Annotated in this window: 11 protein-coding genes; 10 read left to right on the top strand and 1 reads right to left on the bottom strand. The window is 42.3% G+C overall.

The genetic code is table 11. From position 1 onward, the window contains the following. The first annotated feature begins 3 nt into the window (after window positions 1-3). From ilvD to G601_RS0115820, 10 genes are all read left to right on the top strand, one after another. The gene (gene ilvD / locus G601_RS0115865) at window positions 4-1,668 is read left to right on the top strand and encodes a dihydroxy-acid dehydratase (RefSeq protein WP_026665938.1); all 1,665 of its coding nucleotides are present in this window, start codon (window positions 4-6) and stop codon (window positions 1,666-1,668) included. 77 nt (window positions 1,669-1,745) lie between these two features. Beyond that, complete coding sequence (gene ilvB, locus G601_RS0115860) at window positions 1,746-3,431, top strand: biosynthetic-type acetolactate synthase large subunit (protein ID WP_026490735.1); 1,686 nt, start codon at window positions 1,746-1,748, stop codon at window positions 3,429-3,431. Window positions 3,432-3,449: 18 nt separating this feature from the next. Continuing rightward, window positions 3,450-4,943 carry a L,D-transpeptidase gene (locus G601_RS0115855; RefSeq protein ID WP_081673561.1) on the top strand — a complete coding sequence of 498 codons (1,494 nt, stop codon included), beginning with the start codon at window positions 3,450-3,452 and terminating at the stop codon, window positions 4,941-4,943. Next, window positions 4,928-5,203, top strand: a complete 276-nt coding sequence (locus tag G601_RS27460; RefSeq protein WP_442852402.1) for a GtrA family protein — start codon at window positions 4,928-4,930, stop codon at window positions 5,201-5,203. The genes G601_RS0115855 and G601_RS27460 overlap by 16 nt, the downstream gene beginning before the upstream one ends. Before the next feature lie 212 nt (window positions 5,204-5,415). Continuing rightward, window positions 5,416-6,498 carry a 3-phosphoserine/phosphohydroxythreonine transaminase gene (serC, locus tag G601_RS0115845; RefSeq protein ID WP_026665935.1) on the top strand — a complete coding sequence of 361 codons (1,083 nt, stop codon included), beginning with the start codon at window positions 5,416-5,418 and terminating at the stop codon, window positions 6,496-6,498. Between the two features lie 29 nt (window positions 6,499-6,527). Further along, the gene (locus tag G601_RS0115840) at window positions 6,528-7,697 is read left to right on the top strand and encodes a phosphoglycerate dehydrogenase (protein WP_026490731.1); all 1,170 of its coding nucleotides are present in this window, start codon (window positions 6,528-6,530) and stop codon (window positions 7,695-7,697) included. A gap of 69 nt (window positions 7,698-7,766) precedes the next feature. Continuing rightward, the gene (locus tag G601_RS0115835) at window positions 7,767-9,002 is read left to right on the top strand and encodes a DUF1015 domain-containing protein (RefSeq protein WP_026665934.1); all 1,236 of its coding nucleotides are present in this window, start codon (window positions 7,767-7,769) and stop codon (window positions 9,000-9,002) included. Window positions 9,003-9,147: 145 nt separating this feature from the next. Next, window positions 9,148-10,596 carry an aminotransferase class I/II-fold pyridoxal phosphate-dependent enzyme gene (locus tag G601_RS0115830; RefSeq protein WP_026665933.1) on the top strand — a complete coding sequence of 483 codons (1,449 nt, stop codon included), beginning with the start codon at window positions 9,148-9,150 and terminating at the stop codon, window positions 10,594-10,596. A 27-nt stretch (window positions 10,597-10,623) separates the two neighbouring features. Beyond that, a complete protein-coding gene (gene speE, locus G601_RS0115825; RefSeq protein ID WP_026490728.1) occupies window positions 10,624-11,487 on the top strand; it encodes a polyamine aminopropyltransferase in 864 nt (287 codons plus the stop codon). A 77-nt stretch (window positions 11,488-11,564) separates the two neighbouring features. Further along, window positions 11,565-12,827: a saccharopine dehydrogenase family protein gene (locus G601_RS0115820; RefSeq protein ID WP_026665932.1), complete on the top strand. Its 1,263-nt coding sequence runs from the start codon at window positions 11,565-11,567 to the stop codon at window positions 12,825-12,827. Window positions 12,828-12,935: 108 nt separating this feature from the next. Here the strand turns inward: G601_RS0115820 and G601_RS0115815 are convergent, their stop codons facing one another. After that, on the bottom strand, window positions 12,936-13,304 hold the full coding sequence (locus G601_RS0115815; RefSeq protein ID WP_026490726.1) for a response regulator: 369 nt from the start codon (window positions 13,302-13,304) through the stop codon (window positions 12,936-12,938). Between the last annotated feature and the right edge of the window lie 139 nt (window positions 13,305-13,443).

Genomic DNA, 13,443 nt, shown 5'->3' with positions numbered 1-13,443 from the left:
TTTATGAACAGTGATCGCGTAATGGAAGGACTTCAACAGGCTCCTCACAGAAGCTTGTTTAATGCACTTGGTTTCACCGCAGAAGAGAGGAAAAAGCCTCTTATTGGTATCGTCAGCTCACAGAGCGACATAGTTCCCGGACATATGGAGCTTAACAGAATTGCTGAGGCAGTAAAGCTCGGCGTAGCTGAAGCCGGTGGTATGCCGGTAGTTGTTCCTGCAATTGCCGTATGTGACGGTATCGCAATGGGACACATTGGAATGAAGTATTCACTTGTAACAAGAGATCTTGTTGCAGACAGTACAGAGTGCCTTGCAATGGCACATGCCTTTGACGGACTTGTTATGATTCCTAACTGCGATAAGAGCGTTCCTGGACTTCTTATGGCTGCAGCAAGAATCAATATTCCTACAATTTTCTGCTCCGGCGGTCCTATGATGGCTGGACGTGTAAATGGTAAAAAGAGATCCCTTAGCTCAATGTTCGAGGCTGTAGGAAGCGTTTCAGCAGGTAAGATGACAGCTGATGAGCTTATTGAATTTGAGGAAAAGGTTTGTCCTACCTGTGGTTCATGCTCAGGTATGTATACAGCTAACTCTATGAACTGCCTTACAGAGGCAATCGGTATGGGACTTAGGGGGAACGGAACAATCCCTGCAGTTTATTCTGCACGTATCAGACTTGCCAAGAAGGCCGGCTACCAGATCATGGAGCTTATTGAGAAAAATATACGTCCCAGAGACATTCTCACAAAGGAAGCATTTGAGAACGCTCTCGCTATGGATATGGCACTTGGCTGCTCAACAAACACAATGCTTCATATTCCCGCAATCGCACATGAGGCAGGAATTGAGATCAACATGGAGATGGCAAACGAGATTTCTGACAGAACTCCTAATCTCTGTCACCTTGCTCCTGCAGGTCCTACATACATGGAGGATCTTAACGAGGCAGGCGGAATCTATGCTGTTATGTCAGAGCTTGCAAAGAAGAACCTTCTTCACCTTGATCTTATTACATGTACAGGCAAGACTGTAGGTGAGAATATTGCCGGTGTTCATAATCTTGATCCTGAGGTTATAAGACCTATCGAGAATCCTTACATGCCTAACGGCGGTATTGCTGTACTTAAGGGTAATCTTGCTCCTGATACAGGTATCGTTAAAAGATCTGCAGTAGTTCCCGAGATGATGGTTCATGAAGGACCTGCAAGAGTATTTGACTGCGAGGAGGATGCAATCGCAGCTATCCTTGGCGGTAAGATCGTAGAGGGTGACGTTGTTGTAATCAGATACGAAGGGCCTAAGGGTGGCCCCGGAATGAGAGAGATGCTCAATCCTACATCTGCAATTGCAGGAATGGGACTTGGCTCATCAGTTGCTCTTATTACAGACGGACGCTTCTCAGGTGCCAGCAGAGGTGCTTCTATAGGACATGTATCTCCTGAAGCAGCTGTAGGCGGACCTATCGCTCTTGTAAAAGAGGGAGATATCATCTCTATCGATATCAACAACAATAAGCTTGATATGAAGGTTTCAGATGAGGAGCTCGCTAAGAGAAAAGCAGAGTGGAAGCCCAGAGATCCCAAGGTTACAACCGGTTATCTTTCAAGATACGAAAAGATGGTAACCAGCGGTAACAGAGGTGCTATTCTTGAAGTGAAGTAATTTTATAGAATATTTTCCCTATGGGGAAGTTGTCACATGGGTGACAGATGAGGAATTTGGAAAAAGGAGTCTAACTTATGCAGTTAACAGGAGCGCAAATAGTTTTGGAATGCCTTAAGGAACAGGGTGTTGACACTGTTTTCGGATATCCGGGCGGAACAATTCTTAATGTATACGATGAACTTTACAAACAGCAGGATAAGATAAAGCACATTCTGACATCTCATGAGCAGGGTGCTTCCCATGCTGCTGACGGCTACGCAAGGGCAACAGGTAAGGTGGGCGTTTGTCTCGCAACAAGCGGTCCTGGTTCAACCAACCTTGTAACCGGTATTGCTACAGCTTATATGGATTCAGTTCCGCTTGTAGCAATTACCTGTAATGTTAACCTTCCACTTCTTGGTAAGGATACCTTCCAGGAGGTAGATATCGCCGGCATTACCATGCCTATAACAAAGCATGGCTATATCGTAAAGGATGTAAAGCAGCTTGCAGATACAATCAGAAAAGCCTTTGATATTGCAAGAAGCGGACGTCCCGGTCCTGTTATTGTTGATATTACAAAGGATGTTACAGCTAATAAGTGTGACTATAAGCCTGCAAAGCCTGTACATAAGGAAAAGCCTGTTAAGTACACAGAGGAGGATATCCAGACAGCTGTAAAGATGATCGAGCATGCCAAGAGACCCTTTATTTATGTAGGTGGCGGTGCTGTTATATCAGGTGCTGATAAGGAGCTTCTGACCCTGGCTGAGAGAATACAGTCTCCTGTATGCGATACACTTATGGGTAAGGGTGCCTTCAGTGGTCACAACAGCCTTTATACCGGAATGATCGGTATGCATGGTACAAAGACCTCCAATTTCGGAGTAAGTGAGTGCGATCTTCTTATAACTCTTGGTGCAAGATTCTCTGACAGAGTCATTGGTAACGCCAAGACCTTTGCAAAGAAAGCCAAGATCCTGCAGATAGACATTGATGCAGCTGAGATCAATAAGAACATCCACGCTGACTATTACATTGTAGGCGATCTGAAGGAAGTCTTAACAAAAATAAATAATAAGCTTACTCAGCAGAATCACGCTGAGTGGATTTCACACATCAAGGAATACGAGAAGAACTTCCCACTTGATTATGATAAAAATGCACTTACATGTCCTTATGTAATCGAGACACTGGATAAGCTTACAAACGGAGAAGCAATCGTTTCAACAGATGTTGGTCAGCATCAGATGTGGACTGCACAGTTCTATAAATTCAAGACTCCCAGAACCTTCCTTACTTCAGGTGGTCTTGGAACAATGGGCTACGGCCTTGGCGCTGCCATAGGTGCAAAGGTAGGTATGCCTGATAAGACTGTTGTAAACATTGCAGGTGATGGCTGCTTTAGAATGAATATGAACGAACTTGCAACTGCAAGCAGATACGATATTCATGTTATTGAGATCGTGATAAACAACCAGGTACTTGGTATGGTCAGACAGTGGCAGAACCTTTACTATAACCAGCATTATTCAAATACAGTTCTTACTGATAAGGTTGATTACTGCAAGGTTGCTGAAGGTCTTGGCTGTATGGCTATAAGAGTAAAGAAAAAGGATGAGGTTGAGCCTGCTCTTAAAAAAGCTCTGGCTGCAAAAGGACCAGTTCTTATTGATATCGCCGTTGATTCAGATGATAAGGTATTTCCTATGGTTTCACCCGGTGGTTCAATAAGCGAAGCTTTTGATGAAAAAGATTTAGAGGGAAAGGATAGAGCATAATCTGTCAAAGTATAAGGTATGAAAAAGAGGGGAATTCTATACATAATATTGGCGTTATCTGCGGGACTTTGTCTGACATTATATCTGCTTTTGGGCTTTTACTACACAGACAGCTTTTCCTATGGCACATGGATCAATGAGGTCTATTGCACTGGAAAAACTCCTGCGCAGGCCAATGAGGAACTTAAAAGCCATTCCTTCTACAACGGAATGGTGGTCACAGGCATGGATGGGAATGATTTTTTTGTCGACTCCGGAGCCATAGATTACAATGTGGACTATCTTGAAGAGCTTACGCAGATGCTCGACAGACAGAATCCGATTGCCTGGGGACTTAATATGTTTAAGTCTAAGGATAGGGAAATTATTGGTAATCCTACATTTGATGAAGAGAAATTAAAGGCTCTTCTTTCAACGTGGGTCATTTTTGATGTCCATGATAAGGATATCTATGAGCTGAAAAAGGATGATGAAGGCTATTATCTTGTAGAGAACGAGATTAAATCAGCTAATTTTGATAAGTATTTTGAGAATATCAAAGCCGGTCTCTATAACAGACAGTATGCGTTGGACCTCAGCACCGATGAGGAACTGTATGACATTGCAACTGCATCCGAAGAGGATGAAAAGCTTTATGACCTTTATCAGAAGATTGAAAAGGTTCAGAATCTCAAGGCTTCCATAAAGATCGGTGAAGCAGAGATTTCAGCAAAGCCGTCTTCAGTTTCTGAATGGATGGTCACAATTGATGAGCTTACAAAGGCTCAGAATGAAGAGCTATCTGATGAAAATCCCGGGGATGGAATGTTCCTTGCCGGAGATAAGGTTATTGAATTCCCTGACAAATACAAGATTGAAGAGAATTTTGTTACGGATGAAGCCGGAAACATTCTTCTTAGCTGCTCCAAGATATATGATTTCCTTGAGAATAGCCTTAGCTATGTCGATACTAATAAGTGTATAGACAGATTCCAGAAGGATGGAAAAGGCCTCATTTATGTCAGCGGCAATAAAAATGGTAAGCTCTATGATATTGCCAAGGAATATACCAGCTTTGTAGAGGCAGTTACAGGCACAGGCCCTGAGCAGACCGAGGTTACCTTCCCGGGTAAATCCTTTGTCATAGATGGCACAGAGCTTGGTAAAGAGTATATCCTCGTTGATATGGGGAACCAGCATCTTGGATATTATAAAAATGGCAAGGTTAAAATCGAGTACGATATAGTAACCGGTAATACAGGGCTTGGAAGAGGTACGCCGGTTGGACTTTTCCATATCTATAACAAGAGATACCATACAATCTTAAGAGGCGTTGATTATGCTTCTTACGTTAATTACTGGCTTGGAGTTAATAAGGGAATAGGCATTCACGATGCTACCTGGAGAAAGGATTTTGGCGGCGAAATATATAAGCATTCAGGATCTCACGGATGTATAAATTCGCCTCTCGAACTGATGGAAAAGCTATATGAAACCGTGGAAGTAGGCGTTCCCGTATTATTATATTATTAGTTCTTTTTATATCAGGAATTATTTGTTGTTATGGAAGAATTATATCTGCAACCATGTCATATAACTTCAATCATCGCTTTGTTTTTAAGAAAAAACATCGTAAAAAAGACACACTTTATAGATTTTTAATTGTTTCAACAAGTCAGATGCTGATAAGTGCTTTTATTGTTGCAAATCTTCACAGGATGATTGGAGGAAAAGAGGTGCTAAGCAAGATTTCTACTGACTTTTTGCTGTTTTTTATGTTCTATTATTTTTAAAGAAAATTTGTATTTAAGAGATAAAAGTGATGCTAAAAAGCATCACTTTTTTTGAATTAGTTTAATTAAAATGATTAAATAACATCAATTATGGAATATGTAGTTGACAAAAAATATTTTACGGTTAAAATGAATTTAACTTTAAGAAAAACGAAAAATAAAAATCATAAAAAATTATGATTTTTGAAAACAATCCATAGGAGGAAAAAACAGTGTCCAGAGTTTACAATTTTAGTGCAGGTCCGGCAGTACTTCCGGAAGAGGTTTTAAAACAGGCTGCAGCAGAAATGCTTGATTACAATGGTAGTGGTATGTCCATCAACGAGATGAGCCACAGATCCAAGGCTTTTGATCAGGTTATCCAGACTGCTGAGCAGGATATCAGGGATCTTATGAACATTCCCGATAACTACAAGGTATTATTCCTCCAGGGTGGTGCAAGTCAGCAGTTCGCTGCAGTTCCCATGAACCTTATGCAGAATAAGAAGGCTGCATACATCGTAACTGGTCAGTGGGCTAAGAAGGCTCTGGCAGAAGCTAAGAAATACGGCGATGCTGTAGAGGTTGCTTCAAGTGCTGATAAGACCTTCTCATATATTCCTGATTGCTCAGATCTCGCAATTCCTGAGGATGCTGATTACGTATACATCTGCGAGAACAACACAATTTATGGAACAAAGTTTAAGAAGCTTCCCAACACAAAGGGACATATCCTTGTATCTGATGTATCCTCATGCTTCTTATCTGAACCTGTAAACGTAAATGATTACGGCGTAATCTACGGCGGTGTTCAGAAGAACGTGGGACCTGCCGGTCTTGTTATCAGCATCATCAGAGAAGATCTCATCAGAGATGATGTTCCGGATTATGTTCCTACAATGCTTAAGTGGAAGACTCAGGCAGATAACGGTTCCTTATACAACACACCTAACTGCTGGGCTATCTACATGTGCGGTCTTGTATTCAAATGGCTTAAGGCACAGGGCGGTCTTGAGGAGATGAAGAGAAGAAACGAAGAGAAGGCTGCAATCCTCTATGACTTCCTTGATAACAGCAAGATGTTCAAGGGAACAGTAAGACCTGAGGACAGATCACTTATGAACGTTCCTTTCATCACAGACAGCGAAGAGCTCAATGCCAAGTTCATCTCTGAGGCAACTGCAAACGGTCTCGTAAGCCTTAAGGGACACAGAACAGTTGGTGGTATGCGTGCTAGTATCTACAACGCTATGCCTAAGGAAGGTGTTCAGAAGCTCGTTGACTTTATGGAGAGCTTTGAGAAAGCAAACCAGTAATTTCAATCTGAAGGGAGATTATAAATAAAATGTTTAAGTATAAATGCCTTAATCCTATCGCAAAGATTGGTCTTAACAACTTCACAGACCAGTATGAAGTAGTTGATAATATCGACGATGCTGATGGCGTTCTTGTAAGAAGCGCTAACATGAACGAGATGGAGTTCTCTGAGAACCTCCTTGCAATCGCAAGAGCAGGCGCAGGTGTAAACAACATCCCTGTAGACAGATGTGCTGAGGAAGGTATTGTTGTTTTCAATACTCCCGGTGCTAACGCTAACGGTGTTAAGGAGATGGTTATTGCAGCAATGCTTATCGCTTCCCGTGACATCATCGGCGGTGTAGAGTGGGTTAGAGCAAACGCAGGTGATCCTGAGATCGCAAAGCTCACAGAGAAGACAAAGAAAAAGTTTGCCGGAACTGAGATCGCTGGTAAGAAGCTTGGTATCATCGGTCTTGGAGCAATCGGTGTAAGAGTTGCCAACGCAGCCAGAAACCTTGGTATGGAAGTATTTGGATATGATCCTTATCTTTCAGTAGATGCTGCATGGAGCCTCTCATCTGATGTTAAGCACGTTACAAATGTAGATGATATCTATTCAAAGTGCGACATCATCACAATCCATGTTCCTGCACTTGACAGCACAAAGGGCATGGTTAATGCAGAAGCAATTGCAAAGATGAAGAAGGGCGTTATCATCCTTAACCTTGCAAGAGACATTCTTTGCAACGAGGCTGATATCCTTGCAGGAATCAACTCCGGCAAGATCAGAAAGTATGTAACAGACTTCCCGAACACAGTTACATCAGGACACGACGGCTGTATCGTAATTCCTCACCTTGGTGCATCAACAGAGGAGTCAGAGGACAACTGTGCTGTTAAGGCTGTTCTTCAGATGAAGGATTACCTTGAGAACGGTAACATCGTTAATTCAGTTAACATGCCCCGCTGTGAGCAGGGAATCTGCACAGGTCCCAGACTCGCTATCATTCACAAGAACGTTTCCGGTATGATTGGAAAGTTCACACAGGTACTTGGTAACGCAAACTACAATATTTCTAACATGACAAACAAATCAAGAGGCGATTATGCTTACACTATCATCGATGTAGAGAGTGGTATCTCCGATGATCTTGTAAAAGAAATCGAGAAGATTGAAGACGTTATCAGAGTGCGTGTTGTCAGAAAAGATGTATAATAAATAAGACGTTTACAGGCGCAGGGTAAAAGCCTTGCGCCTTAATCTTTTATTACTGAGAGGTGAAAAATGGCTGATATAAGAGCATTTGCTGCGTACAGACCAAATGAGGAAGTAGCTTCAAGAGTTGCAGCGCTTCCCTATGATGTTTACAACAGAGAAGAGGCTAGAGTAGAAGTACAGCGCGAGCCTATGTCATTTCTTGCAATAGACAGACCCGAGACTCAGTTTCCTGAGGACTACGACATGTATGCCGAGGAGGTATATCAGAAGGCACATGACATGCTTTGGGAGAAAATTGAGAACGGGACCTTTGTTCATGAAAATAAGCCCTGCTATTACCTTTACGAGCAGACCATGAACGGCAGAGTTCAGACAGGTATTGTTGCCTGCAGCTCAGTTGCTGATTATGAGAACAATATTATTAAGAAGCATGAGAATACACTCGCCAAGAAGGAGGCAGACAGAATCCATCATGTTGATTCCTGCGACGCCCAGACCGGTCCGATTTTCTTATGCTATAGAGAAAATGCTGCTATCCGTGAGGTCATGGAAAGAGTAAGGAATAACGATAAGCCTGTCTATGACTTTGTAACTACTCAGGATGTAAAGAGCAGAGTTTTCGTTATTTCCAATGATAACGACATAAAAATAATTGCTGATGCCTTTGCGGGTATGGACAGTATCTATATCGCTGACGGTCACCACAGATGCGCCTCTGCAGTTAAGGTAGCTCAAAAAAGAAGAGCTGCGGATCCTGATGCAAACGGCAATAAGGAATATGATTTCTTCTTGTCTGTATTATTTGCAGATAAAGAGCTTATGATCATGGATTACAACCGCGTAATAAAGGACCTCAACGGACTTAGCGAGGATGAGTTTAAAGACAAGATAGCTGAAAAATATGATATAACCGAGGAAAAGGAAGCTGTGAAGCCTTCAAAGAAGGGTGAAGCAGGAATGTACCTTGGAAAGAAATGGTACAGACTGAATGCTCATAAGGATATCATGTCTGATGATGCGGTTGACGGCCTTGATGTAAGCATATTGCAGAACAACGTACTTACACCGGTTCTTGATATCAGCGATCCCAAGAACGATCCGAGGATAGATTTTGTCGGCGGCATCAGAGGCCTTGGTGAGCTTGAAAAGAGATGTGAAAAGGACTGCGTTCTTGCATTTTCCATGTATCCTACAGATATCCATGAGCTCTTTGCGGTAGCTGATGCAGGAAGGCTTATGCCACCTAAATCAACCTGGTTTGAGCCAAAGCTTTTAAGCGGTTTATTTATACATGCTATTTGAAGCAAATAACATCTATTTCACTTGACTTTACTACTATTAATGATAAGATGTTTTTGCCTTTATAAAATGAATTAAAAAGGGCAGTATGCAAAAGGCATACCGCCCTTTTTATTCGATATATTTTAGAGCCGGAGGTTTGTTTAAATTGAATCTGGACCGTCAGAGAAAAGCGCCTGTATATGAAGCGCTTGAGAGATTTAGAAAACAGAGAGTGGTGCCCTTTGACGTACCTGGACATAAGAGAGGTCGCGGTAATGCGGAATTAGTGCGCTTTCTTGGAGAACAGTGTGTTGGTATCGATGTAAACTCCATGAAGCCTCTGGACAATCTTTGTCATCCCGTTTCTGTAATTAAAGATGCTGAGGAGCTGACTGCTGATGCTTTTGGAGCAGAGCATGCTTTCTTAATGGTAAATGGAACTACCAGCGCTGTTCAGGCCATGGTTTTATCATCTGTTAAGCATGGTGAGAAAATCATCATGCCAAGAAATGTCCATAAGAGTGCCATTAATGCTCTTATCCTGTGCGGTGCGGTTCCCGTATATATTGATCCCAAGGTTGATATAAAGCTTGGAATTCCGCTCGGAATGGAGCTTTCAGATGTAGAGGCTGCTGTCAGGGAAAATCCTGATGCGAAGGCAATTCTTATCAACAACCCTTCATATTATGGAATATGTTCTAATCTGCAGGCTATTGTTGACCTGGCTCATGCAAACGGCATGAAGGCTCTGGTTGATGAAGCTCACGGAACTCATCTTTATTTTGGACCAAACCTACCTTTATGCGGTATGAAGGCCGGTGCTGACATGGCTGCAATCAGTATGCATAAGTCAGGTGGAAGCCTTACCCAGAGCTCAATTCTTCTTTGCGGCAAAAATGCTAATATAGGATACATAAGCAGAATCGTTAACCTTACACAGACCACAAGTGCAAGCTATCTGCTTATAGCTAGTCTTGATATTTCAAGAAGAAACCTTGCTCTTCATGGACATGATTCCTTTGAGAAGGTTACAGGAATGGCAAAATATGCAAGGGAAGAGATTAACGAGATTCCCGGCTATTATGCCTATGGTCACGAGCTTATAAACGGCGGAAGTATCTATGACTTTGATGAGACCAAGCTTGTTGTAAACACAAGAGGTGTCGGCCTCACCGGAATTGAAGTCTATGATCTTCTTCGTGATGAATATGACATACAGATGGAATTTGGTGATTTATCAAACGTTATGGCGTATATTTCCATCGGTGACAGGCTTCAGGATATCGAGAGACTCGCAGGAGCACTTTCAGATATCAGAAGACTTTACGCTAAGCCAGAGCAGAGCTTTTTCTCTGCAGAATATGTAACACCTATAGTTAAGGCAACTCCTCAGGAGGCCTTCTATGCTGAGAAGGAAGCACTTCCCATAAGAGAGACTGTTGGAAGAATCTCTGCGGAATCAGTTATGTGCTATCCTCCGGGAATTCCAATCATTTCTCCCGGTGAGGTGGTTACAGAGGAGATTCTTGATTACATTATGACTGCCAAGGAGAAGGGATGCTCCATGCAGGGACCTGAGAGTGAGGACATTTCCGAATTACAGGTTTTAAAGTAAAAGAAAGGATGATTGACTATGGCTGAAATGGATTATTGGTTCAGTGATATGCATACGCAGAATGTTAAGATCAGCATTCGACTTGCGAAGCAGCTTTTTTCAGGATCAAGTGAATTTCAGAGAATAGACGTATTTGATTCTCCGGAATTTGGTAAATTCCTTGCTTCTGACGGTAATATTATTTTTTCAGAAAAGGACGAGTTCACTTACGACGAGATGATAGTTCATGTGCCTATGGCTGTTCATCCTAAGGTTCAGAGAGTCCTTGTTCTTGGCGGCGGCGATGGCGGTGTTGCCAGAGAACTCAGTCACTACGAAGAGATCAAGGTTATTGACGTGGTTGAGCCTGATAATATGTTCGTCGAGGTTTGTAAGCAGTACTTCCCGGACAATGCCTGTGGTCTTGATGACGACAGAGTTCATATCTATTATCAGGACGGTCTTAAGTACCTCAGAAAATGTGAGGATATGTACGACCTTATTATCAACGACGTAACAGAGCCCCTGGGACATGAGGCCGGACTTTTCACAAAGGAATTCTACGGCAGCTGCTATAAGGCTCTTCACGATGATGGAATCATGGTTTACCAGCACGGAAGCCCGTTCTATGACGAGGACGAGGAGAGCTGCAGAGCAATGCACAGGAAGGCCTACAGAGTATTCCCTATTAACAGGGTTTATCAGGCACATATTCCTACCTGCCCTGCAGGATATTGGTTATTCGGATTTGCAAGTAAGAAATATCATCCCTTGAAGGACTTCAATCCTGACAGATGGGATGAGAGAAATATAAAGACCTGGTATTACACAACACATCTTCACAAGGGCGCATTCATGCTTCCTAAATACGTTGAGGATTTGTTGCAGGAAGAAGAGGCTATGTCTAGATAATCCATCATATGCAAAGCCTTCCCCTTTTGGGGAAGGTGTCACGAAGTGCCAGATGAGGGTAATTAGGAGGATAAAAAATGAGTAGATTATTAGTAATTGGTTGTGGCGGTGTTGCACAGGTTGCAATTCAGAAGTGCGCACAGAACAGCAAGGTTTTCACAGAGATGTGCATTGCATCACGTACAGTAAGTAAGTGTGATGCTCTTAAGGAAAAGCTTGAGAAGGCAGGCACACCTGTTAAGATTACAACAGATACAGTAAATGCTGATGACGTAGAGGATATCAAGAGAGTTATTACCAGCTATAAGCCTGATGCAGTGCTTAATGTAGCACTTCCTTATCAGGATCTTACAATCATGGACGCATGCCTTGCCTGCAAGGTTGATTATATTGATACAGCTAACTATGAGCCTGAGGATACAGACGATCCGGAGTGGAGAAAGATCTACGAGAAGCGCTGCAAGGAGAAGGGCTTTACAGCATACTTTGATTACAGTTGGCAGTGGGCTTATTTTGATAAGTTCAAGGAGGCAGGTCTTACAGCTCTTCTGGGAACAGGCTTTGATCCCGGCGTAACCTCTGTATTTACAGCTTATGCAAAGAAGCATTACTTTGATGAGATTCACTATATTGATATCATGGACTGCAACGGTGGCGATCACGGCTATGCTTTTGCTACCAACTTCAACCCTGAGATCAACCTTCGTGAGGTTTCTGCAAACGGAAGCTACTGGGAGGATGGACACTGGGTTGAGACCAAGCCCATGGAGATCAAGAGAGAGTATGATTTTGCACAGGTTGGTAAGAAGGATATGTACCTTCTTCATCATGAGGAGATCGAGGCTCTTGGAAGAAACTTCCCTGAGGTTAAGAGAATCCGTTTCTTCATGACCTTTGGTCAGAGCTATCTTGATCACATGAGATGTCTTGAGGATGTTGGAATGCTTTCAACAAGTCCTGTAATGTTCGAGGGAAGGGAGATTGTTCCTATCCAGTTCCTGAAGGCACTTCTTCCTGATCCTGCAAGCCTTGGTCCCAGAACCGTTGGTAAGACCAATATCGGTTGTATCTTCCGCGGTATCAAGGATGGTAAAGAGAGAACAATCTACATCTACAACGTATGTGATCACCAGGAATGCTACAAGGAGCTTGGCTCACAGGCTATCAGCTACACAACAGGTGTACCTGCAATGATCGGTACAGCTCTTGTTGTAACAGGTCAGTGGAAGAAGCCCGGCGTATTTACTACAGACGAGTTCGATCCTGATCCGTACATGGAGATGCTTAATGAGTATGGACTTCCCTGGGTTGTTGAGGAGAACCCTACACTTATCGATTGATAAAAATAATGAACATAAAGAAAAATCAGGGCAGGCTATGATGGCTTGTCCTGATTTTATTTATATGCACAGACGCGTGCATGAAAGGCATATTGAAAATACAAATAATCAGTCGTCCTTAAAAACCTTACTCAAAGCGCGAAGTACATCGCTGGCCATGAAGGGCTTTACGACGAAATCCTTTGCACCCTTCTTAAGAGCAAGCACGATCATTGGCTCCTGCTTCTGGTCAGAGCACATGATAACGTTTGCCTTAGGGTCAAATTCCATTACTTCCGTAAGTGCATCAATACCGTTCATTTCGGGCATATTAATATCGAGAATGAGAAGATCAGGCTTTTTATCCTTGAACAGATCTACAGCCTGCTTACCTGTTTTTGCTTCTCCGATGATCTCATATTTTTCCTTGTCCAGTGATGATTTAAGCATTTCACGCATAAATGTTGTATCGTCAGCTATTAGAATTCGTTTGCGCATTTTTACTCCAATCCCTATGAATCAGACAATAGTTTTATATTAATAAAAATCTCCTATAAAATATTATTACAACAAAATTACCTAATATCCAATAAAAAAGAGTTACAATTTCATTAAAGAAAAATAAATTCTGATTTTG

Source organism: Butyrivibrio sp. FC2001, from assembly GCF_000424125.1.
Taxonomy (GTDB): Bacteria; Bacillota; Clostridia; order Lachnospirales; family Lachnospiraceae; genus Butyrivibrio.
The sequence above is the reverse complement of the archived record's forward strand: the minus strand, read 5'-3'. Positions and strand labels throughout refer to the sequence as shown.